Origin of the sequence: Streptomyces sp. TLI_185 (genome assembly GCF_003814765.1) — a bacterium.
Lineage (GTDB): Bacteria > Actinomycetota > Actinomycetes > Streptomycetales > Streptomycetaceae > Streptomyces.
Map to the genome: position 1 here is coordinate 4,373,640 of NZ_RKRB01000001.1, position 24,554 is coordinate 4,398,193.

A 24,554-nucleotide genomic window follows, 5' to 3' on the forward strand; every position below is an offset into this window, starting at 1 on the left:
CATGCGGAATGACGGAATTTCACCGCCCGAACGAGGGTGCTCCACCGGTTCTCGACGCAAGCGCTTGTCGGGGCCGCCGACGCACGGGCGTCAGGGGTCCCCGTCATCCCCAGGTATGACACGGCGGACCCGGGTCCCTCCGAAGTCGCCCCCGGGAACCGGAACAGCGGCTGACTACACGGCAGACTCCGGCCACCACGATGGAACACGTCCCCTTCAAGACGTCGTCCCACGAGGAGTTCCTTTCCGTGACCACCACACCCGTCGCCGACCGGTCCACCAGCACCGTGGCCGCACGAGCCACGGATCTCTCGAAGATCTACGGACAGGGCGAGACCCAGGTGGTCGCCCTCGACCGGGTCTCCGTCGACTTCCGGCAGGCCGAGTTCACCGCGATCATGGGCCCCTCCGGATCGGGCAAGTCCACGCTGATGCACTGTGTGGCCGGTCTCGACACCTTCTCCTCCGGCTCCGTACGCATCGGCGAGACCGAGCTGGGCTCGCTCAAGGACAAGCAGCTCACCAAGTTGCGCCGGGACAAGATCGGCTTCATCTTCCAGGCGTTCAACCTGCTGCCGACGCTGACGGCCCTGGAGAACATCACCCTCCCGATGGACATCGCGGGCCGCAAGCCCGACAAGCAGTGGCTGGAGAGGGTCATCGACATGGTGGGGCTGCGGGACCGTCTCGGTCACCGCCCGGCCCAGCTCTCCGGCGGCCAGCAGCAGCGCGTCGCCGTGGCCCGCGCGCTCGCCTCCCGGCCCGACATCATCTTCGGCGACGAGCCGACCGGAAACCTCGACTCCCGCTCCGGCGCCGAGGTACTGGGCTTCCTGCGCAACTCCGTACGGGAGTTGGGGCAGACGGTGGTCATGGTGACCCACGACCCGGTGGCGGCTGCGTACGCGGACCGGGTGGTCTTCCTGGCGGACGGGCGGATCGTCGACCACATGTACGGCCCGACGGCCGAGACGGTCCTCGACTTCATGAAGCAGTTCGACGCGAAGGGCCGTACCAGCTGATGTTCCGCACCGCCCTGCGCAACGTACTCGCGCACAAGGCCAGGCTGCTGATGACCGTGCTCGCCGTGATGCTCGGCGTCGCGTTCGTGTCGGGAACCCTGGTCTTCACCAACACCATCTCGGATGCCTACCAGAACAGTTCGGCCAAGGGCTTCGACCGGGTCGACGTGGCCGTGTCCGCCAAGTCCCAGGAGGACGAGGGCAACACGATCAGCAAGACGCCCGAGCTGACCCAGGCCATGCTCGACAAGAGCGCGAAGGTACCGGGGGTCGCGTCCGCGGTCGGCGTCGTCAACGGCTTCACCGCCCTCGCCGACAAGGACGGCAAGCTCATCGGCGGCGGCTTCCAGTCCCAGGGCGGCAACTACTGGGGGGACAAGGACGCCCGGTACCCGCTGAAGTCCGGCAGTGCGCCGCACGGCGCGAACCAGGTCGCCATCGACGCGAAGACGGCCGAGCGCGCCGGGTACAAGGTCGGCGACAAGGTCCGCCTGTCCGTGAACGGCCCGGTCCTGACCCCGACCATCAGCGGCATCTTCACCACCGACGACGGCAACGTCGCCGCGGGCGGCAGCCTCGCCCTCTACGACACGGCCACCGCCCAGAAGCTGTTCGGCAAGCCCGGCACGTACGACGAGATCGATGTGAAGGCCGCCTCCGGCACCTCCCAGACCGCGCTGAAGGCCGGACTGGACAACGCCCTCGGGACGAAGCTCGTCGAGACCACCACGGGCAAGAAGCTCGCAGACGACCAGGCCGAGCAGATCTCCTCGTCGATGAGCGGGCTGAAGCAGGGCCTGCTGGTGTTCGCGGGTATCGCGCTGTTCGTCGGCACGTTCATCATCGCCAACACCTTCACCATGCTGGTCGCCCAGCGCACCAAGGAACTGGCCCTGCTGCGTGCCGTCGGTGCCTCCCGCCGCCAGGTCACCCGCTCCGTGCTGATCGAGGCCTTCGTGGTCGGCGTGGTCGCCGGCGTGACCGGACTGGTCGCGGGCATCGGCATCGGCGCCGGACTGCGCTCCCTGATGAACACGCTGGGCGCCACGGTCCCGGACGGGCCGCTGGTCATCACGCCCGGCACGGTCGGGACCGCCCTCGCGGTGGGCGTCGTCATCACCATGCTGGCCGCCTGGCTGCCCGGCCGCCGGGCCGCGAAGATCCCGCCGGTCGCCGCGATGAGCAGCGTCCACGCGAAGGCGACCACCAAGTCGCTGGTGCTGCGCAACACGCTGGGCGCGCTGTTCAGCGCCGCGGGCGTCGCGACCGTCCTGGCGGCCACGACGATGGACGGCTCGGACGGCCAGGGCCCGATGGGTCTCGGCGCGGTCCTGCTCATCATCGGTGTCTTCATCCTCACGCCGTTGCTGTCCCGCCCGCTGATCGCGGCCGCGGCACCGGTCCTCAGGATCTTCGGCGTCTCGGGCAAGCTGGCCCGCCAGAACTCGGTGCGCAACCCGCGCCGCACGGCCGCCACCGCCTCCGCGCTCATGATCGGGCTCACCCTCATCACCGGCATGACGGTGATGGCGGGCAGCCTGCAGAAGTCGATCGACAAGATGGCTTCGTCCGCCATCAAGGCCGACTACGTCGTCTCCATGGCGAACGGCAACGAGCTCTCCCCGGACGTCGACAACAAGCTGAACACCACTGACGGAGTGACCGCCACCAGCCCTCTGCGCAACGTCTATTCGCGCATCGACGGCACGGGCGAGTCCCTGACCGGAGTGACCGGCCCGGCGATCGCCGGCCTGACCGACCTCAAGGTCGCGGGCGGCACCTTCAAGGTGGGCGGCACGCAGGTCGTCGTCGACGAGGACACCGCCAAGTCCCATGGCTGGAAGGCAGGTTCGGCCTTCACCGCGCACTACGAGGACGGCAAGTCCTCCCGTCTGACGGTCTCCGGCATCTACGAGGGCAACGACCTGATCCAGGGCATCCTGCTCGACAAGAACGTCGTCACCCCGCACATGACCGACCCCGGCGACATGCGGGTCCTGGTCAAGACGGCGGGCGGCGCCTCGGACGCGACCAAGGACACCCTGGAGAAGGCCCTCGGCACCAACCCGGCCATCAAGGTCCAGAGCAAGCAGGACCTGTCCGACGACATCGCGAAGATGTTCACCCTGATGCTGAACATGCTCTACGGCCTGCTCGCCATGGCGGTGATCGTCGCGGTCCTCGGTGTCATCAACACCCTGGCCATGTCGGTCTTCGAGCGCTCGCAGGAGATCGGCATGCTCCGCGCCATCGGCCTGGACCGCAAGAGCATCAAGCGGATGGTCCGTCTGGAGTCGCTCGTCATCTCGCTCTTCGGCGGGGTGCTCGGCATCGGCCTGGGCGTGTTCTTCGGCTGGGCGGCCGGCGAACTCCTCGGCACGAAGATGGCGACGTACGAACTGGTCCTGCCCTGGGCTCGGATGGCCGTCTTCCTTCTGCTGGCGGCGACGGTCGGCGTCCTGGCGGCCCTGTGGCCGGCCCGCCGGGCGGCGCGGCTGAACATGCTGACGGCGATCAAGTCCGAGTAGCCGTACCCGAGTCGGGGCCCCGTTCGCTCGCCGAACGGGGCCCCTTCGTACGTACGGGACTCACGCCCCCCAGGTACGGGCGCGCAGCGGCATCCCGGAGTCGCCGCCCTCCGGTGTCCGCACGGCCAGCACCTGGTTGACGCCGATGCGGTTGCGCTCGAAGGCGAGGGCGCAGGCGGCCATGTACAGCCGCCAGACGCGGGCGCGGCCGGGCCCGGCCAGCCGCATCGCCCGGGCCCAGTCGGCCTCGAGGTTGGCCACCCAGCGGCGCAGGGTGAGGCCGTAGTGCTCGCGGATCGCCTCCACGTCCCGCACCTCGAACCCGGCGCGCTCCAGTTGCCCGACGGTGCTGCCGAGGGGGGCGAGCTCACCGTCGGGGAAGACATAGGCGTCGATGAACTCGTCGACGCTGTACGAGGATTCGTCGCGCTGCGGCCGACGCGCGATCTGGTGGTTGAGCAGCCGTCCACCGGGCTTCAGGAGGCGGTACAGGTCCTCGGCGTACTCCAGGTACCTTTCGGCGCCCACATGTTCTGCCATGCCGACGGAGGCGATGGCGTCGTAGGGCCCGTCGGGGACGTCCCGGTAGTCCTGCACCCGGATCTCGACCCGGTCGGTCAGCCCCTCGCCCGCGACGCGCTTACGGGCGTACGCGGCCTGCTCCTGCGACAGCGTGACGCCGACGACGCTCACGCCGTACTCGCGGGCGGCGTGGATGGCCAGCGAGCCCCAGCCGCAGCCGACGTCGAGCAGCCGCTGACCGGCTGTCAGATCGAGCTTGCGGCAGATGAGTTCGAGCTTGTCGCGCTGGGCGTCCTCAAGGGTGGCGTCCGGGGTGGGCCAGTAGGCGCACGAGTAGACCATCGACGGGCCGAGGACGATCTCGTAGAAGTCGTTGCCGACGTCGTAGTGGTGGCTGATGGCGCGCCGGTCGCTGCGCTTGGTGTGCAGATGGGTGCGGGCTCTGCGGACCTCCTCGCGGGGCGGGGCGGGCGGCAGCGGGAGACCGGCGACCTTCACGAGGCCGCGGGCGGCGGCGCGCACCTCCGGGTCGCGCACCATCTGCAACAGGCTCCTGGCGTCCTCCCCGCGCTCCCACACGAGCTCCGACATCAGGTCGAGGGCGGCGTAGAGATCCCCCTCGATGTCCAGGTCCCCGGCGACCCAGGCGCGTGCGAGCCCCAGCTCCCCCGGCTTGAACAGCAGCCGCCGTACCGCCCGCCGATTCCGCACGACCAGCGCCGGTGCGCCCGGCGGCCCTGCCTGCGAACCGTCCCAGGCGCGGATGCGCACCGGGAGCGGGACCCCCAGCAACTGTTCGACGAGGCTCTTCAGCCGCAGTGCGGCGTCGGCCATGGCGCACACCTCCGTGACAGCACTCCCGGAATGTCCAACACCACGTATAAACAAAAAGGAGTGTCTGCACAGTCCCCCGTGCGCGTTACAGCTGTGCGTTTTCAGTCCGGCGGGCGGTTGTCTTTCAGCCCGTCACAGCCCCGGAAACGCCGAAGAACCTCCCGCACCACGGATGGCGGGAGGTCCTTCGGACGGTTCAGCGACCGCAGCCGGTCAGGAGGCCTTGGCCTCGGTCTTCTCCTTGGGCGCGGCAGCGACCGGGGCCGGCTTGGCGGCCTCGTAGAACTCCTCGCGAGGATGCTCCATCGCACCGAGGGAGACGACCTCGCGCTTGAGGAACATGCCGAGGGTCCAGTCGGCGAAGACGCGGACCTTGCGGTTCCAGGTCGGCATGGCCAGACCGTGGTAGCCGCGGTGCATGTACCAGGCGAGACGGCCCTTGAGCTTGATCTTCATCTTGCCCATGACGATCATCGCGACGCCCTTGTGCAGGCCGAGACCCGCAACCGCGCCCTTGTTGCCGTGGCTGTAGTCCTTCTGCGGGAAGCCCCGCATACCGGAGATCACGTTGTCGCCGAGGACCTTGGCCTGACGCAGCGCGTGCTGCGCGTTCGGCGGGCACCAGGCGTTCTCGTTGCCGGCCTTGCGGCCGACGAGGTCCGGGACCTGGGCGTTGTCGCCGGCGGCCCAGATGTAGTCGGTGCCCTGGACCTGGAGGGTCGGGGCGCAGTCGACGTGACCGCGGGGGCCGAGCGGCAGGCCGTAGCGGGACAGGACCGGGTTCGGCTTGACGCCGGCGGTCCAGACGATGGTGTTGGAGTCGACCTCGAGGCCGTTCTTCAGCACGACGTGCCCGTCGACGCAGGAGTCCATCGAGGTGGAGAGGTAGATCTCCACACCGCGGCTCTCCAGGTGCTCCTTGCCGTAGGTGCCCAGCTTGGGGCCGACCTCGGGAAGGATCTTGTCGGCGGCGTCGACGAGGATGAAGCGCATGTCCTCGCGGGACACGTTCTTGTAGTACTTGGCCGCGTCGCGGGCCAGGTCCTCGACCTCACCGATGGTCTCGGCACCGGCGAAGCCGCCGCCGACGAAGACGAAGGTGAGCGCCTTGCGGCGGATCTCCTCGTCGTTCGTGGAGTCGGCCTTGTCCAGCTGCTCGAGGACGTGGTTGCGCAGGCCGATGGCCTCCTCGATGCCCTTCATGCCGATGCCCTGCTCGGCGAGGCCGGGGATCGGGAAGGTGCGGGAGACCGCGCCGAGCGCGATCACCAGGTAGTCGAAAGGCAGCTCGTACGCCTCGCCGACCAGCGGCGAGATCGTGGCGACCTTGCGGTCCTGGTCGATGGTGGTGACCCGGCCGGTGAGAACCTCCGCCTTCGGCAGCACGCGTCGCAGCGGGACGACGACGTGGCGCGGGGAGATGTTGCCGGCGGCGGCTTCGGGGAGGAAGGGCTGGTAGGTCATGTACGACCGGGGGTCGACGACCGTGACGGTCGCCTCGCCGTAGCGCATCTTCTTGAGGATGCGCCGAGCTGCGTACAGGCCTACGTACCCACCGCCTACTACGAGGATCCTGGGACGCTCCGTGGTGCTCATGCCATCGAGTATCCACCTGCCCCAGGGGGGTCGCTCGTGCGCCCCTTCACAAGCTCTTGCAGGGGGTGTGTTATCCTCCGCGACTCGCTGTCGCGGGCCATGTCACGGCGCGGACCCGGCGGGGCGGTACGTCCCGTTGTCAATGCCGCGTGAGCTGCCTCTCCGTGTCATCGGAGGCGTCGTGAGCCCTCCGTGACACCCCCTCGTGAGCGCCCTCCAGGGCAGCTTCTCCTACCCCTTCTGAACACGTTCAAGGGCCTGTTGGGACCCCGGAAGGCCCAACCGGCCCCTTTTCGTGCTTCCACAGGGCGGAATTCCTTGTGAAGAACTTCACGAACTTTCCTGGCGGCGTGTCGCCAAGGGGCCCCGAACGGCCCCCTGGACACGCTCATACGCTATCCGACCTGCTCGTCCGAGAGCTACCGATCGGTAATAAGAGAGAGCTACGCCACCGACCAGGCGATGCCGTCGAGGATGTCGTGCTCGCTCACGACGACCTCCTCGGCCCCGGTCCGCTCCATGATCGAGAGCAGTACGAGGGCCCCCGCGGCGATGACGTCGACGCGCCCCGGGTGCATGGAGGGGACGGCCGCGCGCTCGGCGTGGGTGGAGTGCAGCAGCCACTGGGTGATCTCGCGGACCTTGTCGCGGGAGATCCGGGAGTGGTGGATGCGCTCCGAGTCGTACTCGGGCAGCTCCTGCGCGATCGCCGACACGGTCGTCACGGATCCGGCGAGCCCGACCAGCGTGCGCGCCTCGCGCAGCGGGACCGTCTCCTCGGCGAGGTCGAGGGCCCGCTCGATGTCAGCGCGCATGGCCGCGATCTGCTCCTCGGTGGGCGGGTCGGTGACGGAGCCGTCCCGGACGAGGTGCCGCTCGGTCATCCGCACGCACCCGACGTCGACGGAGCGCGCCGCGCGCACATGCTCCTCGCCGACGACGAACTCGGTGGAGCCGCCGCCGATGTCGACCACCAGGTAGGGACGGTCGAGGTCGTCACGCCCCTTCAGTTCCTTGGTCGCCCCGGTGAAGGAGAACTCGGCCTCCTGCTCGCCGGAGATGACCTCGGGCTCGACACCCAGGATGTCCACGACGCCCCGTACGAAGTCGTCGCGGTTCGAGGCGTCCCGGGAGGCCGACGTGGCCACGAACCGCACCTTCTCGGCGCCGAGTTCGCGGATCACCTCGGCATAGTCGCGGCACGCCGCGAACGTCCGCTCCAGGGCCTCGGGGGCCAGTCGGCCGGTCCGGTCCACGTCCTGTCCGAGCCGCACGATGGTCATGCGCCGGTCGAGCTCCAGCAGTTCGCCCGTCGCCGGGTTCACGTCCGCGACCAGCAGCCGGATGGAGTTCGTACCGCAGTCGACGGCGGCGACCCGACTGAAGCCGGCGGGGACGAGGGGGGCGTGCGCGAAGAAGCCGCTGCGGGCCTCGGTGGGGTCGGTGACCTCGCCCTCCTCGCCGGGGAGCTCGTCCGCCGGGTCGGGGGCCACCAACGGCTGCACGCACGGTCCCTTCAGCCACCACTCCGGCAGCATCGCGATCGCCTCGTCGCCCAGCGGGTTGACGCCGGGGCCCGCGGCCAGCGAGTGGCCCACCAGCACATGCAGGCACTTCACCCGGTCGGGCATGCCGCCCGCGCTCGGGAAGCCCTCCAGGACCTCGATGGCGTCACGGCGCGCGATGTAGTCCTCGTGTGCGGCGCGGTAGGCGGCGGCGAGTTCCGGGTCGGTCCCGAGCCGCTCCGTCATCTCCTTCATGACGCCGTTCGCCTCCAGCGTGCCGATCGCCGAGGCGGCGCGCGGGCACGTCAGGTAGTACGTCGTCGGGAAGGGCGTGCCGTCCGGCAGGCGGGGGGCCGTCTCCACGACGTCCGGCTGGCCGCAGGGGCAGCGGTGCGCGATGGCGCGCAGCCCGCGCGGCGGCCGCCCGAGCTGCTGCTTGAAGGCCTCGACGTCGGCGTCGGTGGGCTCGGTGCGCGGGGTGGGCGGCGGGGGCGTATCCATGCCTGTACTGAATTCCTCTGTCGGTTCACTGGTCGGAGGGTCTGATCACTGGTCGGAGGCGTCCGACTTGTCGACCCCGTCCCAGACGTTCGTGTACCAGGGGCGGTGGCCCGCGCCCTGCTCGAAGCGCGACTGCTTGGCCGTGCTCGGGTCGATCACGACGTAACTGGTCTCCCCGGGCAGCACGTAGTGCAGCCGCAGCCGGATCTGCTGCTCGGCGTACTCGTCGTCCTGCCAGCGCGCCTTCAGGTCGCGCAGCTGCTCGACCCGCGCCCTGGCCTGCTCCTTCTGCCGCTGGAGATCGGCGATCTGGGAGCGCTGGGAGACGTACTGCCTTATGGGGTACGCGAGGGCCACCACCATCGAGCACAGCACCAGGGCGAGCAGCGCCGCCCTGCCGGTCAGCCGCGACCGGCGGGCCTGCCGCTTGGTCTGGGAGCGGTAGACCCGGGCCGCCGTCTGCTCGCCGAGCAGCCTGATCCTGGTCGCGGTGGAGAACCGGTCCCGGTCCTTCACGGCCATGTTTCCCCGCCTCCCGTCACACGCGCGTACGTCCCCGCACACGGTACGGGACCGGTACGGGGACGTACGTACGACTGGCTAAGGCTTAGCCCAGAGTGGGGCAGCCGTTGAGCCTTGGGTCAGCCCTTGAAGCGGGGGAAGGCGCTGCGGCCCGCGTACTCCGCGGCGTCGTCGAGGATCTCCTCGATGCGCAGCAGCTGGTTGTACTTGGCGACGCGGTCCGAGCGGGCCGGGGCGCCGGTCTTGATCTGGCCGCAGTTCACCGCGACGGCGAGGTCGGCGATGGTGACGTCCTCGGTCTCGCCGGAGCGGTGGGACATCATGCACTTGAAGCCGTTGCGCTGGGCCATCTCGACGGCGTCCAGGGTCTCGGTCAGCGAGCCGATCTGGTTCACCTTGACGAGCAGGGCGTTGGCGGTGCCCTCCTCGATGCCGCGGGCCAGGCGCTCCGGGTTGGTGACGAACAGGTCGTCGCCGACGATCTGGACCTTGTCGCCCAGCTTGTCGGTGATGACCTTCCAGCCGGCCCAGTCGTCCTCGAACAGCGGGTCCTCGATGGAGACGAGCGGGTAGGCCGCCACGAGCTCCTCGTAGTACTCGGTCATCTCGGCGGCCGAGCGGGACTTGCCCTCGAACTCGTACTTGCCGTCCTTGTAGAACTCGGACGCGGCGACGTCGAGCGCGAGCGCGATCTGCTCGCCGGGGACGTAGCCGGCCTGCTTGATGGCCTCGATGATGAGGTCGAGCGCGGCGCGGTTGGACTCCAGGTTCGGGGCGAAGCCGCCCTCGTCGCCGAGGCCGGTGGACAGGCCCTTGGTCTTCAGCACCTTCTTGAGGGTGTGGTAGACCTCGGCGCCCCAGCGCAGGGCCTCGGAGAAGGACTCCGCGCCGATCGGGGCGATCATGAACTCCTGGATGTCCACGTTGGAGTCGGCGTGCGAGCCGCCGTTCAGGATGTTCATCATCGGCACCGGCAGCAGGTGCGCGTTCGGGCCGCCCAGGTAGCGGAAGAGCGGCAGGTCGCTGGCCTCGGAGGCCGCGTGGGCGACGGCGAGGGAGACGCCGAGGATGGCGTTGGCGCCGAGGGAGCCCTTGTTGTCGGTGGCGTCCAGGTCGAACATGGCCTGGTCGATCAGGCGCTGCTCGGTGGCGTCGTAGCCGACCAGCTCCGGGCCGATCTGCTCGATGACGGCGAGGACGGCCTTCTCGACACCCTTGCCCTGGTAGCGGTTGGGGTCACCGTCGCGGAGCTCGATGGCCTCGAAGGCACCCGTGGAGGCGCCGGACGGGACGGCGGCACGACCCGTGCTGCCGTCGTCGAGGCCGACCTCGACCTCGACCGTGGGGTTGCCTCGGGAGTCCAGGATTTCCCGGGCTACGACGACGTCGATGGACGGCACGAGCATCTCCTTCTTGGATGTGACACGGCTACGGCAGTAGCGCGGTGGCTCTGCGGGATGAGCCTAACCGCCTGAGGCCGATCGGCCACGTTGCCGACCACCTCTTGGGCAGAACCGAGAGTAAATTGTTTCCGAACGGAACAAAGAGCGGGAGCAAAAAGAACCCCGCCCCGGTGCGTACGGGGGAACACGCACCGGAGCGGGGAGCCCGTGGGGGACGGGGGTGACCCTCACGTGTCCGCCATGATGGGGGACACGGCTGTGAGGGCGCTGTGGTTCAGCCGGCCGTCAGCCCTGTGTCACTTCAGGTGCAGCTGCTGGCCCGGGTAGATGAGGTCGGCGTCCGAGACGATGTCCTTGTTCAGCTTGAACAGCTTCTGCCAGCCGCCCTTGACGCCGTGCTTCTCGGCGATCGAGCTGAGGGTGTCGCCCTTGACGACCTTGTACTCGCCGTCGCCCTTCTTGACCTTCTTGCCGGTCGGGGTGGTGACGGTCTTCGTCGACTTCTTGACCGTCGGGCGCTCGGTGGAGCGGGAGGCGCTCTGCTCGGAGGAGTGGCTGCTGCTGGAGGACGAGCTGCTGGAGCTGCCGGAGGCGCTGCCGCCGTTGTAGGCGGCGCCGGACAGGCCGGTGCCGCAGACCGGCCAGGCACCCTTGCCCTGCGCGGCGAGGACCTTCTCGGCGACGGCTATCTGCTGGGACTTGCTGGCCTGGTTGGCCTGCGCGGCGTACTGCGTGCCGCCGTACGCGGCCCAGGTGGAGGCGGAGAACTGCAGGCCGCCGTAGTAGCCGTTCCCGGTGTTGATGGACCAGTTGCCGCCGGACTCGCACTGGGCGACCTTGTCCCACTCGGAGGCGGTGGCGGCGGAGGCGTTGCCGGCCGCCATCAGCGGAGCGGCGATGGCGACACCGGTGACGCCGGCCAGCGCGGCGGCGCGGGTGGCCTTGGACGGACGACGGTGCTTGCCCTTACCGGAAAACAGCATGGTTCGATCCCCTCACCGACGCCTGCGAGGTGAGCTGTCGGGTTCGGGCCGGTTGAGTTGCCCGGCCGTGCCCTCGCTTTCACGAGACACGGCTACACCCCTAGCCGCCCGTCAACTGCCCGGGCAGGCACTTACCTTGGGTCCCCCGCTCCTGCCTACGGCGCTGTTAAGCGACGACTGTTCCCGTACGGCCGCTGGCAGGATTCGGCGTTGCGGCAGCCGGGGCTCGTGTTGACGAGCGGTGACGACGGTAGACACGCGATCCGTCGAATTTCAAAGACGATCAGGGCTTCTGAGACTCATCCCACACTTTCACCAAACCGGACATTCAGTGGCGAAATGTGACGTGAACTCCCGTTGTTTTTCGCCCTATTCGGTACCGAGTTTCAGGGTCTGACCGGCGAAGATGTGATTCGGGTCGGTGCCGATGGCCTTCTTGTTCTCGGCGTAGAGCGCCCGCCACCCGCCGTCCAGGTCAAGGGAGTCGGCGATGGAGGCGAGGGTGTCGCCGGCGTGGACGGTGTACGTGTCGTCCGTGCGGCTGTCGGTCTTCGTCCTGTCGGCGGCCTCGTCGGCGCTGGCGCCACGGTGGCGGCCGGTGCCGATCGCGCCGGTGTCGACGAGGTTCCAAGTGGCCGCCGGCGGCTCGGAATTGTCCGAGTCGCCACCCTTCACCTTGCCCGTGGACGAGCTGTCGCCGCCCTGCGAGTTGCCCGTCGCCTTCTTGGACGGAGAGGTGGACGGCGAGGCAGATGTGCCGGATTCGGTGGAGTTGTCCGTCGTACTCGCGGAGGACGAAGGGGAGGCACTGGAGGACGAGCCGGAGGACGAATCCGACGAAGAGGACTCATCGGAAGCGCTGCCCGAGGAGTTGGACAGACCAGTTGAGCCGGATGCTCCGGAGGAATCGGACGAACCGGAACCGCCGTCCAGTACACCGGTGTCAATGTCGGCCGAACCGGAGTCCTTGGTCAGCCCGGAGGTCAGTCCGCAGGTATGGAAGGCGCCGACGCCCTGGTCGTCCAGGAGCTTCTCGGCGACGGCTATCTGCTGATTGCGGCTGGCGAGGTCGGCACTGGGCGCGTAGTCGAGGCCGCCGTACTTCTCCCAGTTCTCCTGGGTCAACTTGAGCCCGCCGTAGAACCCGTTGCCGCTGTTCTCGCTCCAGGAGCCGCCCGTCTCGCACTGGGCCACCTTGTCCCACGTGGTGCCGTCGGCTGCGCTGGCGCCGCCCGCGGCGAAGAGCGGGATCGCGATGGCGGAGCCGGTCACTCCGGCCGCGACGAGGAGAGCCGGAGCCTGACGGGGGCGACGGTGTCGACCGTTCCCGGAGAGCATGCGGAGACCTTTCGCAAGACAGCAGTGACCGCGCGGCGCATGACACCGACAGGCGTTCGAGACCACCGCGCTGGTCCGTGAACCTAACCGCTGCCGATCACTTGTCACAAGTTAATGCCGCGTAGATCACGTGAAGATCACAGACTCGAATGCGTGTCATCTTTGACCGGTTCGCCACGACGGCGCGTTCACCGGCGGCTCCCGATACGGTCGTCCCTGTGAACGTCCCGAACACCGCTCCCGAACTCTTCACCTGGGAATTCGCCGGCGACCCGTATCCGGCCTACGCCTGGCTGCGCGAGCACTCCCCCGTCCACTGGACGAAACTTCCCAGCGGGGTCGAGGCATGGCTGGTGACCCGCTACGCCGACGCACGTCAGGCACTCGCAGACGGGCGGCTCTCGAAGAACCCCGAGCATCACGCCGAGGACGCGCAGGGCAAGAGCAGGACCGGTATTCCGGGTGAGCGCAGCGCCAATCTGATGACGCATCTGCTCAATATCGATCCGCCCGACCACACCCGGCTGCGCCGCCTGGTCTCCAAGGCGTTCACCCCCCGCCGCGTGGCCGAATTCGCGCCGCGCGTGCAGGAGTTGACGGACGGGCTGATCGACCGGTTTGCGCCGCACGGCGAGGCCGATCTGATCCACGACTTCGCGTTCCCCCTCCCCATCTATGCGATCTGCGATCTGCTCGGGGTCCCGCGCGAGGACCAGGACGACTTCCGCGACTGGGCGGGGATGATGATCCGGCACGGCGGAGGCCCGCGCGGCGGCGTCGCCCGCTCGGTGAAGAAGATCCGCGGTTATCTCGCCGAGCTCATCCACCGCAAGCGGAGCGACCTCGGCGAGGACCTGATCTCGGGCCTCATCCGCGCCTCCGACCACGGCGAACACCTCACCGAGAACGAAGCCGCCGCGATGTGCTTCGTGCTTCTCTTCGCCGGCTTCGAAACCACCATCAACCTGATCGGCAACGGGACCTACGCGCTGTTGCGCAATCCCGGGCAGCGGCAGCGGCTCCAGGAGTCGATCGGGCGCGGTGAGAGCGCACTGCTCGACACCGGTATGGAGGAGCTGCTCCGTTACGACGGCCCCGTGGAACTGGCCACCTGGCGCTTCGCCACCGAGCCGCTCACCATCGGCGGGCAGCGCATCGCCACCGGCGACCCCGTCCTGGTCGTCCTGGCCGCGGCGGACCGCGACCCCGCCCGCTTCACGGAGCCCGACACACTCGACCTCTCCCGCCGGGACAACCAGCACCTCGGATACGGCCACGGCATCCACTACTGTCTCGGCGCCCCCCTGGCCCGTCTCGAAGGCCGCACCGCCCTGGAGACCCTGCTGCGCCGCCTCCCCGACCTCGAGCTCGCCGCAGACCCCGCCGATCTGCGCTGGCGGGGCGGGCTCATCATGCGCGGACTACGAGACCTGCCCGTGCGGTTCACCGCCGCCTGACCGGCTGCGGCCCTCCGTCTCCTTGATCGCGTCCCGGTAGGCCCGGGCCGCCGCCCGCAGCGCGGCCTCCGGGTCCACGCCCGCCGCCTCGGCGCGCACCGCCAGCGCGAGCAACTCGTAACCGACGCCCTCGAGTTGGGGCAGCGGAACCTCCAGGCCCGCCGTCCGCACCCGCGACGCCAGCTTCGCCGCGAGGGCCAGGCCCGGCTGGCCCAGCGGGATGCCCTCCGTCACCGAGGTGCGCTGCTTCTCGACCGCCTTGGTGCGCAGCCAGTGCTCCTTGACCTCCTCGGGCGTGGCGGCGGTCTCGTCACCGAAGACGTGCGGGTGGCGGTGGATGAGCTTGGTGACGATGCCGGCGGCCACGTCGTCGACGGAGAAGGGGGCGTCCGGGTCCTCCTCGGCTATCCGGGCGTGGAAGACCACCTGGAGCAGGACGTCGCCCAGTTCCTCGCGCAGTTCGTCGCGGTCGCCCTCCTCGATCGCCTCGACGAGTTCGTACGCCTCCTCGATGCCGTACTTCGCCAGGCCCTTGTGGGTCTGCTGGGACGACCACGGGCACTCGGCACGGATGCGGTCCATGACCTGGACGAGGTCCAGGAGGCGGGCGCCCGGGAGGTCGTAGGAGGCGGGGAGCAGCTCCAGGTCCGGCATCTGCACGCGCCCGGAGCCGGCGAGGCGGGCCAGGCCGTCGGTCAGGGCCGGCTCGCCCTCCCCGGTCGCGACCACGACGACCGTGCGGCCGCCCGCGCACTCGTCGACCAGTTCCTCGGCGGTGGGGGCGGCCTCGCCGACCCGTATGCCCGCCTCCCGCAGATACGGCAGCTGCGGGTGGGCGCCGTCCGAGCACAGCACACGGTCGGCGGCGTGCAGGGCCTGCCAGGCGGGCCAGGACAGCAGGCCGGGCGCGACGCGGTGGCTGGTGGTGAGCAGGACGATGCGGCCGGGGGCCTGTTCGGAGCTGGTTGCGTTCACGATCCGAACGTAACGCACACCGCCGACAGCCCCAGAAGTTGTCCACAGGGCTGTGGTCCGCAGGGCCGCCGTCCACAGGGCCGGCGGCCCTGGAGGACCGTTACGCCGTCTGCTGTGTACCGGTCGCCGTGACCTCTCGCACCCACGGGGTCTTCGCGTCGACGCGGCTGCTCTTCTGAACGTCCCAGGTGCCGTAGCGGGGGTTGAGGTCGACGTGGAGTTCCTTGGACGCCTTGGACAGGGCGTTCCAGAAGGCCGGCTTGCTGGTGTCGGCGCCGAGGGCCTGGGCCAGCTTCTGGGCCTCGAGCTGGAGGCGCAGGTTCTCGTCCAGGCGCTGCGGGGCGACGCCGTACTGCTGGAGCCAGGCCGTCTGCAGTGCCTTGGAGCCGCCGACCTGCCGTTCCAGGCCGGTGCGCATCTGCTGGACCTCCTTGGGCGTGACGCTCACGCCCGCGTCCTGGGCGGCGCGGTGCAGCACCCGGTCGATGACCATCCCGTGCAGGGTGTCGCGGGTGAGGCCGGCGGTCTGCGAGACGGCCTGCTTGTACTGCGCGTCGTCCTTCACGGCCGCCCGCTGCGCCGTGCGCACCTCGTTCACCCGGGTCTCGAGCTGCGCCACGGTGATCCGCTGGCCGCCGACGACGGCTGCCGCACCGGGGTGCGCATCGCTGCCGCAGGCGGTCAGGAGGGGGGCCGCGGCGGCGATCGCGGCGGTGAGGACGAGCGCGGTGCGACGGCGGCGGTGCAAGGAAGCCTCCCGAGGAGATTGTGCGACGGTGCACAAGGTCTTGCGGTGATCGATGGTAGGCAGTGGGTCGGCTGTGGCCAACCCATTCGACCAACGATTCACCACGACTTCGGGCACCGCCGCGCCTCCGCAGGTGCCGGTGGTCAGCCGGTGATGGCCACCGGGGCGTCCCACGCGTCGCGGTCCACGGTGATCGTGTAGCCGTTCCGCGTCTCCTTGCTGTTGACCAGGTACTGGTGACCGCGGCTGTGACCGGTGAACTGGGTCGAGCCGAAGGGCCAGTCCGCGGTCGTGGTGTTCTGCTTGTCCCACAGGGCGTACCAGAGGTTGCCCGGCAGGTCGGTCTTGTCGGTGGCGTTCGCGATCGCCTTCGCGCTGGAGCTGGTGAAGCCGTAGTAACCGGCGCGGTACACCTTGGCGCGCAGTTCCTTGTCGAAGGCGCGGACGTAGGTGAGCACGGCGTTGTTGCACGACGTGTTCGTGATGTCGTACGACTCCATGTCCAGGTAGATCGGGCTGCCGGCCTTCATGCCGAGCGCGGAGGACTTGGCGACGGCGTCGTCCGCGTCGGTCCTGCCGAGGGAGGCGGCCGTGGTGGCGGTGATCTTCTCGGGGCTGGAGCCGGACTGGCAGGGCGGCTGGGCGCCGACGTAGAGCGGGATGAGCTTCCAGCCGACCGTGCTGACCGACTTCACCCAGGAGGCGGTGAGGTTGGGCTGGGCGCAGCCGCGGTTCCTGCCGCCGACGTAGACGGCTGCGGCGCCGTAGAAGCCGGTGTGCCAGGCCTTCATCGCGGAGAGGGAGGGCGCGGCGCAGGTGTCGAAGGCGCGTCCGGTGTACGTCTTCTGCGCGGGCCAGGTCGTGGCGGCCATGGAGCTCTGCGCGGCGAGGCCGGCTCCCGCGACCACGGCGGCACCGGCGGCGGCCCAGGTGATGTATCTGCGCTTCTTGGACTGCCGATGGCCGGCCATGTGTACCCCACCCCTGGTTGTGCCTCGCCCGGTTCTGCGTTGCCCGGCGTAAAGCGAACGGCAACCTATCCGGCGCCGCTCATGCGTTCGGGCAACGTAAGCCCCCGGAGATCACAAGAATCTCCCAGGACTCGGCAAAATCTAGCCGCGCACCTGCCCCAACCACCCCAGGGTGCGGCGGATTTCGGCCGCGAGCGGGTGGCCGGGGCCGCGCAGGCGCTCCACGTCGAGCAGGAGCCGGGCGAGTGTGTCGTGGGCGGCGGCGCGGTCGCCGAGGGCGAGAAGGAGGTGGCCGATGCGGCGGCGGACGTCGTGGGCGAGTTCGGGGTCACCGGCCACGTACTGGTTCTCGTAGTACGGCAGCAGTGCGCGGTACTCGGCGAGTGCGGCGGCCGGTTCGCCGAGGGACTCCAGGCACTGGGCGGCCTCGTAGCGGAAGCGCAGCGACTGCGGGTCCGCCTGGCCCGCCTCGGCGGCGCGTTCGTCGGCGAGGCGGCGCAGTTCGGGCAGTGCGCGCCGGTACTGGCCGTCGTCCATGAGGGTGGCCGCGTACTGCTTGCGCAGGGTGCGGACGACCGGGGAGTGCTCGCCGTGCTGTTCGGCGGCGGCGGGCAGGATCGCGCCGAGGATGTCGACGGCCTGGGTGATGCGGCCCTCGCCGAGGAGGCGCTTGACCTCGTCGACGGCGCGGGCGACGTCCGGTTTCTCCGCCTTCTCGACCGCCGGGGTGACCGGGGCCGGCTGGGGCGCGGGGGTGCGGGCCCGGTCCGGCCAGGGGGCGTGCGGGCGGAGGAAGGGGCGGGTGGGATCGAGGGGCGCCCCGGTGGGCGTCCCGCGCGCGGGCAGGAGCAGCGCCAGATGTTCGTAGACCTCCTGCGCGGAGGCGGGGCGGTGCTGCGGGTCCTTGGCGAGCAGGCGCAGCACCAGGGCTTCGAGGGCCTCGGGGACCTCGGGGCGGATACGACGCACGGGCACCGGCGGCTCGTACAGGTGCCGGTGCAGTACACCGAGTGCCGTGGAGCCCGCGAACGGGACGTCACCGCTGAGGAGTTCGTGCAGCAGCACACCGAGCGCGTACAGGTCGGTGTACGGGCCGACCGCGCCGCCCATCGCCTGCTCGGGGGCCATGTAGGCGGGCGAGCCGATGGGGGTGCCGGTGTGGGTGAGGCGGGTGGTGTCGGCGTCCATCACGGAGGCGACGCCGAGGTCGAGGACGGTGACCGTGCCGTCCTGCTTCACCATCACATTGCGCGGCTTGAGGTCGCGGTGGACGATCGGCACGGCGTGCACGGCGCTCAGTACGGCGCACAGTTGCGCGGCGACCGCGACCGCCCACTGCCAGGGGTAGGGGTCGTGCTCGGCGAGGTGGTCGGAGAGGTCGGCGCCGTCGACGTACTGCATGACGAGGAACAGCTCCTCGCCCTCGCTGCCCGCGTCGTGCACGGTGACCAGCCCGGGGTGGTCGACCTGCGCGGTCACCCGGCACTCGCGCACGAAGCGGCGGCGCAGTTCGTCGGCCTCCTGCCCGGCGACCTTGTCGGGTCGCAGCAGCTTCACCGCCACACGCCGGTCGAGCCTTTGGTCGTACGCCGTCCAGACCTGGCCCATGCCGCCCTGCCCGATGAGCGTGGACAGCGCATAGCGGCCGGCGACGACCCGTCCTGCCGCCACGGTCACCTTCCGCCCTCGTGGTTGCCGTCGCTGTGGCCGGGGTGCCGGCGCAGATAGTCGCTGAGCTCGTCGAGTTCGGCACGCACCTGGTCGATACGGGCGGGCGCGGGTCGCTGCGGCGGGGGCGGCGGTACGGGGACGGGCGGCGCGGCCACCACGGGCGTCTGCGGCTGGGTGGCCGCGTACGGCGACGGGGGCTGCGGGTAGCCGTAGCCCATGCCAGGGGCCGGGGGCATCGCATAGCCGGTGGGATACGGCGCGAAGTGGCGTATGTCCGCGTACAGGTAGTAGCCGGCACAGGCCGCGGCGTTGAGCAGCAGGATGATCATGCCCGCGTTGCCGTTCGGCGTGCTGAAGTCGTCGGTGTGGTCGGTGGCGAGGAACCCGAAACTGATGCCGAGGACCGCCAGCGATCCGCCGAAGATCAACCAGTCGGTCCGCCTGCGGGTCACGATCGCCGCCCGCAGCGTCGCCACCCACGCCAGAAAGCCGATGCTGAGGATCGCCACCGCCACGAAGACCACGCGAAGCAGCACCAACACCGCGGTCGAGGGTCGACGCGGCTGGGGCGGGGCGTAGCCGTGGCCCTGCATGGCTGCTCCTGGAGACCTGATGGGACGAACGTAAGTACCGCGTCCGAGCGTATAGGCCGACAAGGACAACCGGTCCCGGGTTGCACCGAACCGTTGTCGTGCCGGGCACCTGCCACGACGGGGAACGTGTCAGTCCGGTGCGACCGTCCCGTCCGTCAGCCCGTCGTACATCCCGCGCACGAGTTGCTCCCCGAGGCGGCCCGCGTGCCTCAGGGCGCGCTCGAAGTCGTCTAGGGCGCGGAAGCGTTCGCCGTAGCGCCGCTGTTCGTCCAGGGGCAGGCGGGGCAGTTGGAGGCGGCGCACGTCGAGGCGGGTTGCTGTGGAGGCGTAGCTGCTGGCCTGGCGGTTGTTGGCGGTGCCGCGCAGGAAGCCGGCGAGGAACCAGGGGTCGAGGGCCGCGGGATCGGGGCGCAGGAGGGCGAGGTTGCGCCCCAGGGCTGCGCCCGCGGTCTCGTCGTCGATCACGCGCGCCACCGAGCCGCCGCCGAGCACCGGCACGACGACGTCGCCCGGCTGCGTCAGCACGGCCTCCTCGTCGCTCTCGGGGAGGGCGCCGGAGGGGGCGGTTCCGGCGAAGACGTCGTGGTCGGTGAGGACGGGCACGCGCGCGTGACCGCCGTTTCCGCCGGTGCGCAGCACCAGGGCTCCCCCGCGCGCGAGTTCACCGACGGTGGTGAACGGCCAGCGGGGCGCGGGCTGTGCGTGGTCCGCGGGCGGCGGGGTGAGGTCGGCGGTCAGCCGCAGGGTCTCGCCGAGTCGTTCGCGTACGGCGGTGAGCGCGCCGGCGCCGTCCGTCGCGGCCGGGGGCGGCAGATGGCGGGCCGGGGCGAGGTCCACGTCGTCGTCGAGGAGGTCGATGACGGGCAGGGACCGCGCCAGGCCCGGGCGTTCGTCGAGCGTTCCGGCGCGGTCGAAGGCGCCCCAGGCGTCGAGCACGGTCTCGCGCACGGCACGCCAGTCGGGCCCGCCGCGTCCCTCGGTGGCGTACTGCCCGGTGTCGGCGAGCAGCACCTCGGGCTGCGCGGGCGCCTTGTCGGGGTGGCGCAGCACCCACAGGTGGAGCGGGATGTTGTACGGGGGTGCAGCACCGAGGGGCAGGGCGACGACGGCGCGCAGCGCGCCGCGGCGCAGCAGGTCGGCGCGGATACGGCGGCCGGAACGGCGGGAGGCGGCGGCGGGCGGCATGAGCAGGACAGCGGTACCGCCGTCGCGCAGGCGGGCGAGCGCGTGCTGGGCCCAGGCCAGCTCGGATTCGTTGCGGGCCGGGAAGCCGTACTCCCAGCGGGGGTCGTAGGCGAGTTCGTCGTGGCCCCAGTTGCGTTCGTTGAACGGCGGGTGGCACAGCACGGCGTCGGCCCGCAGCTCGGGGTAGGCGTCGGCGCGCAGGGTGTCGCCCGCGGCGCCGCGCACGGTCGCCTGTGTATGCAGGGCGAGGCGAAGAGCGGTGAGCGCGGCGAGGTCGGGGGCGCTGTCCTGGGCGTAGAGCTCCTGGTCGGGGCGGGAGGCGACGGCGCGCAGGAGGGCTCCGGTGCCGCAGGCGGGGTCGAGGAGGGTGCGGGCGGGACCTGCCAGGTCGGCCATCAGGCCGGCGAGTTCGGTGGGGGTGAGCGTGTACTGGCGGGGGTTGGCGTCGAGGTGCCGGCCGAGCAGGAACTCGAAGGTCTGGCGGGCACCCGATTCGGCGGCGAGTTCGGCGACACCGCGCAGGAGGGGGGCGGAGGGGAGGAGTTGGGGGCCGGAGGGGGCTTGCACGGCGGGTGGTGTGGGGGCGGAGGCGGGAGCGTGGGCTGAGGTGGGGGTGTTCACGGCAAGCGGGGAGTTCACAGCAAGGGTGGAGTTCACACCCGCCGCCGTACCTCCGGTCGATCCGCTGTGAACACCGCGCCCTCGAACCGGCGCCCCGAAGCGCGGCACCAGGACTTCCTCCAACGCGCCCGTCAACATCGCCGCCAGCCGCTCGTCCGATCCCGCGCTCGCCTCCAGCCAGACCGTCGGCCGGTCATGGATGAGCAGAAGGGCGCAGCCGGCGTGGGTCAACGCGGTGACGGGACCCTCGGGATGCCCGGCGAGCTGCTGCCAGACGCGTTCGCGGAGTGGGACCTCGGCGAGTTTGCCCTGCTTGCGCAGCCAGGCTTCGACCTCGGCGAGGGCGAAGGACGGGCTCGTCTCGGTGCCGCCGACGGGCTTGGGGAAGTCGGCGTGGCGGCGGCGCCAGTTGCTGACGGCGGCGCGGCCGACGCCGGCCAGCCGGGCGATCCCGGCGGCGGTCACCTCTGTCGCGTTGTCCTGCACCCGCCGGCTCCCCTCGTTGTCGCAGTGTGACGCCGAGCATACCGACGTACGCAAGATCCATGCATTCACGGCGTGTACACACTTATCTTCGTGAACTGTGTTGACTCGGTTCACAGCATCTGCTCTTATTGACCCAGCGAACACCGTGCACCGCAACCGCCGGACAGCGGCGGTTCGCCACATCCGAACGTCCGAGGGGGGACATCGCCATGGGCATGAAGGGCAAGATCGCGCTGGGCGCCGTCGTGGGGGTGGTGGTCATCGGCGTCGTCTCGGCGAACGCAGGCGACAACACAAGCGGCTCCGCCTCCGGCTCGAACTCCGGCGAGCACTCCTCGGCCTCCGCGCAGCACGGCTCCGGAGGCGGTAAGGCACAGGCCGCCGAGAAGAAGAAGACCGCGTTCGCGGGCGACGGCGACTTCCGGGTCGGCTCGGACGTCAAGCCCGGCACCTACCGCACCACCGGCAACACCGACGGCATGTGCTACTGGGAGCGCGCCAAGGACGCCAAGGGCGAGACGGACTCGATCCTGGCCAACGACAATGTGAGCGGCACCAGTTACGTCACCGTCAAGGCAACGGACAAGCTCTTCAAGTCGAACGGCTGCAAGGACTGGGAGGCCGTCGACACCAAGGCGAAGGGCACGCCCGCCGCCAGGATGTCCGGTGACGGCGGGATGTTCGGAGTCGGCTCCGACATCGCCCCCGGCACCTACAGGTCCACCGGCAACAAGGACGACTCCTGCTACTGGGAGCGGACCAGGGACGCCGACCACTCGCTCCACTCGATCATCACGAACAACAACGTGACCGGCACGGCCGTCGTCACCATCAGCCCGGGCGACGCCTACTTCAAGACCACCGGCTGCGGCGACTGGAAGAAGGCGGCCTGACCCGGTCCGTCCCGTGACCGCCGGGGCGCGGCCCGGGCACCCGGCGCGGCGCCGCGTCCCCGGCCGCCCGGCCCCCACCTGGGGTTCGGCCGCCCCGACCCCACGCCTACCATTACCGCTCGCTGCTCACAGAGCCGTTCCACCGGCTTCCACGGGCGGTCCCACTCCCCACGCCCCGGGCCGCTTCCGGCCCGCGTACGGCATGCCGTGCACTCCCCCCGTCAACACCATCCTCTGAAGGACTGTCATGCGTCTCACGCCTCGTGTCGCCACCCTGCTCGCCGTCGCAGCACTTCCCTTGGCCCTCACCGCCTGCTCGTCCGGTTCCTCCTCCGACGACGGGGGCACGGCTTCCTCCGCCAAGGGCGCCGCGGCCAAGGCGAAGGACCCCAACGCCGGTCTGCCCACCGGAACGCAGCTGAAGAAGGCGCTGGCGCCCGCGTCTGCCTTCCCCGTCGGGCTCACCATCGAGGCCGACGGCTCCTCGGACACCGGCGGCACGTTCCTCTCCCCGTCCGCCAGGAAGACCGCGAAGCCGGACTGCACCAGGCTGGAAGCCACGTCCTGGATCCAGGTGAGCGGCTACAAGGGGGGCGTGTCGTTCGCGCAGAACGACTACGCGAGCAAGGACAAGACGCAGGAGGTCGCCCAGGAGATCGACAGCTTCCAGGGCACCACGGCCGCCTCGGTGATGAAGGCCCTGCAGACCGTCGCCACCGAGTGCGCCACGTTCACGGACACCGACGCGCACGCCAAGGTGAAGCTCACCGGCAAGTCCACGGCCGGGCTCGGGGACGAGGCCTACACGATGACGCTGACGAGCGGCACCTGGGAGAACGGCACCACGCTGATCGCGGCCCGCTCCGGCAACTCGGTGGTCACCGTGCTGTCCACGGCGGGCAGCGACAACGGAGCCGCGTCCGCGAAGAAGGTGACGACGACGGTCCTCGCGGCGCTGAAGAAGCAGGCGTAGCCGGGCCCTGCCCGTCCCGTCAGTCCGCGTGGAACCGGGCCGGCGCCTGGGTCGGGTTGCCCCCGGAGGGGAGTTTCTGCCCCGGGCAGGTCCTGAGGACCTTTTCCATCGCAGCCTTCTCCGCGGCGGTCACCCACAGCCCGTACTTCTTCTTCACCGCGACCTGGGCGGCGACGTAGGTGCACCGGTAGGCCTTGGGCGGCACCCAGGTCGCGGTGTCGCCGTCGCCCTTGGACCGGTTGGGGCTCGCGCCGACGGCGAGGAGGTTGAGCGGGTCGTTGGCGAGGGCTATGCGCTTGCTCGCGTCCCAGTACTTGGCGCCCTTCTGCCAGGCGTCGGAGAGGGCGACCAGGTGGTCGATGTCGACGAGGCTGCGGCCGCGCCGGTAGGTCACCTTCTGGCCGGAGTACGGGTCCGACTCCAGGACGCCGTACGACACCTTGCACTTGCCGTCGCTGAACTTCACGTCGTCCAGGTCCCGTTTGAGGATGTCGTCACGGGTGTCGCAACTGTTGGAGTCGGTGTCCGCCCAGGCGACGCCGAACCTGTCGCGGGCGTAACCCGTCTTCGGGGCGCGCCCCTTCACGGTCAGTTGCTCGGCGGCCGTGAGGGCCGCGCCCGCGCCCCCGCCCCCGCCCCCGGTCTCCTGCGGCCCGCCGGATCCCGTCTTGGTCTCCGCCTTGCACCCGGCCACGGCCAACACCAGCACGACGGCGGCCACGGCCCCGCCCCCAAGACGCCTCACGGTGCGCCCCTCCCCTTGCCTGAGCAGTCCGCCCCCGCACGGACGGTCTTCCCTCGTACGAGTTTGCGCACACCGTAGCGACAGGGCGCACGGTGGTACTCAGGAGGTCCAGACCGCGACCGCTCTAAAGTGGGCATTCCACCCTTAACGGCCGTATCGTCGTTCCTGAGTCTCGTCTTTCCTGAGTCTCGCCGTTCCCGAGTCGTCTGCGGAAGGAGCTCTGGATGGGCATCTTCGACAGGTTCAAGAGCAACCGCCAGATGCAGGACAAGGCCAAGGACATGTCCGACGCGGGGGAACGGAAGGTCAACGAGAGAACGGGCAACAAGTACGAGAACCAGGTCGACGACGCCCAGCAGCGCATCGAGGGACAGCTCGGCATGGATCGCGACAGGCCCGAACAGCCATAAGGCCACAGCGCAGCAGCCTTGAGGCCGCATACAAAGCCGTCCGCGGAATCCGCCTCCCGCGGACGGCTCTGT

At 70.1% G+C, this 24,554-nt stretch carries 20 protein-coding genes, 1 pseudogene and 1 riboswitch; of the genes and pseudogenes, 6 read left to right on the top strand and 15 right to left on the bottom strand.

The features are described from left to right. The first annotated feature begins 248 nt into the window (after nt 1-248). Together EDD92_RS19985 and EDD92_RS19990 are read left to right on the top strand one after the other, a co-directional pair. Entirely contained in the window at nt 249-1,022 is a 774-nt protein-coding gene (locus EDD92_RS19985) for an ABC transporter ATP-binding protein (RefSeq protein ID WP_123965580.1), read from the top strand. Next, nucleotides 1,022-3,550, top strand: coding sequence for an ABC transporter permease (locus tag EDD92_RS19990; protein WP_123965581.1), 2,529 nt, complete (start codon nt 1,022-1,024; stop codon nt 3,548-3,550). Before EDD92_RS19985 ends, EDD92_RS19990 begins: the two co-directional genes overlap by 1 nt. Nucleotides 3,551-3,610: 60 nt before the next feature. Here EDD92_RS19990 and EDD92_RS19995 read toward each other — a convergent pair whose 3' ends face one another. The 8 genes and pseudogenes from EDD92_RS19995 to EDD92_RS20025 form a co-directional block, all read right to left on the bottom strand. Continuing rightward, a complete protein-coding gene (locus EDD92_RS19995) occupies nt 3,611-4,906 on the bottom strand; it encodes a cyclopropane-fatty-acyl-phospholipid synthase family protein (RefSeq protein WP_123965582.1) in 1,296 nt (431 codons plus the stop codon). A 213-nt stretch (nt 4,907-5,119) separates the two neighbouring features. Continuing rightward, nucleotides 5,120-6,502, bottom strand: coding sequence for an NAD(P)/FAD-dependent oxidoreductase (locus EDD92_RS20000; RefSeq protein WP_123965583.1), 1,383 nt, complete (start codon nt 6,500-6,502; stop codon nt 5,120-5,122). A gap of 443 nt (nt 6,503-6,945) precedes the next feature. Beyond that, the gene (locus tag EDD92_RS51180; RefSeq protein WP_260327317.1) at nt 6,946-7,848 is read right to left on the bottom strand and encodes a Ppx/GppA phosphatase family protein; all 903 of its coding nucleotides are present in this window, start codon (nt 7,846-7,848) and stop codon (nt 6,946-6,948) included. Between the two features lie 258 nt (nt 7,849-8,106). Next, nucleotides 8,107-8,508: pseudogene (locus tag EDD92_RS51185) on the bottom strand (DUF501 domain-containing protein); the annotation flags it as partial. Nucleotides 8,509-8,553: 45 nt separating this feature from the next. Then, complete coding sequence (locus EDD92_RS20010; RefSeq protein WP_123965585.1) at nt 8,554-9,030, bottom strand: septum formation initiator family protein; 477 nt, start codon at nt 9,028-9,030, stop codon at nt 8,554-8,556. Nucleotides 9,031-9,149: 119 nt separating this feature from the next. Further along, nucleotides 9,150-10,436 carry a phosphopyruvate hydratase gene (gene eno / locus EDD92_RS20015; RefSeq protein WP_099929354.1) on the bottom strand — a complete coding sequence of 429 codons (1,287 nt, stop codon included), beginning with the start codon at nt 10,434-10,436 and terminating at the stop codon, nt 9,150-9,152. Nucleotides 10,437-10,729: 293 nt separating this feature from the next. Further along, nucleotides 10,730-11,416, bottom strand: coding sequence for a transglycosylase family protein (locus tag EDD92_RS20020; RefSeq protein WP_123965586.1), 687 nt, complete (start codon nt 11,414-11,416; stop codon nt 10,730-10,732). A gap of 4 nt (nt 11,417-11,420) precedes the next feature. Continuing rightward, a riboswitch (cyclic di-AMP (ydaO/yuaA leader) is annotated at nt 11,421-11,589 on the bottom strand. 196 nt (nt 11,590-11,785) lie between these two features. Next, nucleotides 11,786-12,754 carry a transglycosylase family protein gene (locus tag EDD92_RS20025; RefSeq protein WP_123965587.1) on the bottom strand — a complete coding sequence of 323 codons (969 nt, stop codon included), beginning with the start codon at nt 12,752-12,754 and terminating at the stop codon, nt 11,786-11,788. Nucleotides 12,755-12,972: 218 nt separating this feature from the next. Between EDD92_RS20025 and EDD92_RS20030 the strand changes: the two genes are divergently transcribed. Beyond that, on the top strand, nt 12,973-14,211 hold the full coding sequence (locus EDD92_RS20030) for a cytochrome P450 (RefSeq protein ID WP_123965588.1): 1,239 nt from the start codon (nt 12,973-12,975) through the stop codon (nt 14,209-14,211). Here EDD92_RS20030 and EDD92_RS20035 read toward each other — a convergent pair. The 6 genes from EDD92_RS20035 to EDD92_RS20060 form a co-directional block, all read right to left on the bottom strand. Then, nucleotides 14,176-15,186 (bottom strand): nucleoside triphosphate pyrophosphohydrolase, encoded by a 1,011-nt coding sequence (locus tag EDD92_RS20035; RefSeq protein WP_123965589.1) that lies wholly within the window; start codon nt 15,184-15,186, stop codon nt 14,176-14,178. The two genes, EDD92_RS20030 and EDD92_RS20035, sit on opposite strands and share 36 nt — an antisense overlap. 100 nt (nt 15,187-15,286) lie before the next feature. Next, nucleotides 15,287-15,934, bottom strand: a complete 648-nt coding sequence (locus tag EDD92_RS20040) for a SurA N-terminal domain-containing protein (protein ID WP_123965590.1) — start codon at nt 15,932-15,934, stop codon at nt 15,287-15,289. Nucleotides 15,935-16,077: 143 nt separating this feature from the next. After that, nucleotides 16,078-16,905 carry a glycoside hydrolase domain-containing protein gene (locus EDD92_RS20045; RefSeq protein WP_123965591.1) on the bottom strand — a complete coding sequence of 276 codons (828 nt, stop codon included), beginning with the start codon at nt 16,903-16,905 and terminating at the stop codon, nt 16,078-16,080. A gap of 141 nt (nt 16,906-17,046) precedes the next feature. After that, a complete protein-coding gene (locus EDD92_RS20050; RefSeq protein WP_260327318.1) occupies nt 17,047-18,540 on the bottom strand; it encodes a serine/threonine-protein kinase in 1,494 nt (497 codons plus the stop codon). Between the two features lie 38 nt (nt 18,541-18,578). Then, the gene (locus EDD92_RS20055) at nt 18,579-19,169 is read right to left on the bottom strand and encodes a hypothetical protein (RefSeq protein WP_123965593.1); all 591 of its coding nucleotides are present in this window, start codon (nt 19,167-19,169) and stop codon (nt 18,579-18,581) included. A gap of 129 nt (nt 19,170-19,298) precedes the next feature. Further along, nucleotides 19,299-21,461: an N-6 DNA methylase gene (locus tag EDD92_RS20060; RefSeq protein WP_123965594.1), complete on the bottom strand. Its 2,163-nt coding sequence runs from the start codon at nt 21,459-21,461 to the stop codon at nt 19,299-19,301. A 209-nt stretch (nt 21,462-21,670) separates the two neighbouring features. Here EDD92_RS20060 and EDD92_RS20065 point away from each other — a divergent pair, with 209 nt between their 5' ends. Further along, the gene (locus tag EDD92_RS20065) at nt 21,671-22,354 is read left to right on the top strand and encodes a hypothetical protein (RefSeq protein ID WP_123965595.1); all 684 of its coding nucleotides are present in this window, start codon (nt 21,671-21,673) and stop codon (nt 22,352-22,354) included. 247 nt (nt 22,355-22,601) lie between these two features. Continuing rightward, nucleotides 22,602-23,327 (top strand): hypothetical protein, encoded by a 726-nt coding sequence (locus tag EDD92_RS20070; RefSeq protein ID WP_123965596.1) that lies wholly within the window; start codon nt 22,602-22,604, stop codon nt 23,325-23,327. Nucleotides 23,328-23,346: 19 nt separating this feature from the next. Here the strand turns inward: EDD92_RS20070 and EDD92_RS20075 are convergent, their stop codons facing one another. Further along, complete coding sequence (locus EDD92_RS20075) at nt 23,347-24,072, bottom strand: HNH endonuclease family protein (protein ID WP_123965597.1); 726 nt, start codon at nt 24,070-24,072, stop codon at nt 23,347-23,349. A 224-nt stretch (nt 24,073-24,296) separates the two neighbouring features. Here EDD92_RS20075 and EDD92_RS20080 point away from each other — a divergent pair, with 224 nt between their 5' ends. Then, nucleotides 24,297-24,482 carry an antitoxin gene (locus EDD92_RS20080; protein ID WP_123965598.1) on the top strand — a complete coding sequence of 62 codons (186 nt, stop codon included), beginning with the start codon at nt 24,297-24,299 and terminating at the stop codon, nt 24,480-24,482. Nucleotides 24,483-24,554 lie beyond the last annotated feature (72 nt).

Excerpts from the sequence above, each read along its gene's own strand:
- EDD92_RS19990 (WP_123965581.1), top strand. The coding sequence starts at position 1,022 with ATGTTCCGCACCGCCCTGCGCAACGTACTCGCGCACAAGGCCAGGCTG.
- EDD92_RS19995 (WP_123965582.1), bottom strand. The coding sequence starts at position 4,906 with ATGGCCGACGCCGCACTGCGGCTGAAGAGCCTCGTCGAACAGTTGCTG.
- EDD92_RS20000 (WP_123965583.1), bottom strand. The coding sequence starts at position 6,502 with ATGAGCACCACGGAGCGTCCCAGGATCCTCGTAGTAGGCGGTGGGTAC.
- EDD92_RS20010 (WP_123965585.1), bottom strand. The coding sequence starts at position 9,030 with ATGGCCGTGAAGGACCGGGACCGGTTCTCCACCGCGACCAGGATCAGG.
- eno (WP_099929354.1), bottom strand. The coding sequence starts at position 10,436 with ATGCTCGTGCCGTCCATCGACGTCGTCGTAGCCCGGGAAATCCTGGAC.
- EDD92_RS20020 (WP_123965586.1), bottom strand. The coding sequence starts at position 11,416 with ATGCTGTTTTCCGGTAAGGGCAAGCACCGTCGTCCGTCCAAGGCCACC.
- EDD92_RS20025 (WP_123965587.1), bottom strand. The coding sequence starts at position 12,754 with ATGCTCTCCGGGAACGGTCGACACCGTCGCCCCCGTCAGGCTCCGGCT.
- EDD92_RS20045 (WP_123965591.1), bottom strand. The coding sequence starts at position 16,905 with ATGGCCGGCCATCGGCAGTCCAAGAAGCGCAGATACATCACCTGGGCC.
- EDD92_RS20055 (WP_123965593.1), bottom strand. The coding sequence starts at position 19,169 with ATGCAGGGCCACGGCTACGCCCCGCCCCAGCCGCGTCGACCCTCGACC.
- EDD92_RS20065 (WP_123965595.1), top strand. The coding sequence starts at position 21,671 with ATGGGCATGAAGGGCAAGATCGCGCTGGGCGCCGTCGTGGGGGTGGTG.
- EDD92_RS20070 (WP_123965596.1), top strand. The coding sequence starts at position 22,602 with ATGCGTCTCACGCCTCGTGTCGCCACCCTGCTCGCCGTCGCAGCACTT.
- EDD92_RS20080 (WP_123965598.1), top strand. The coding sequence starts at position 24,297 with ATGGGCATCTTCGACAGGTTCAAGAGCAACCGCCAGATGCAGGACAAG.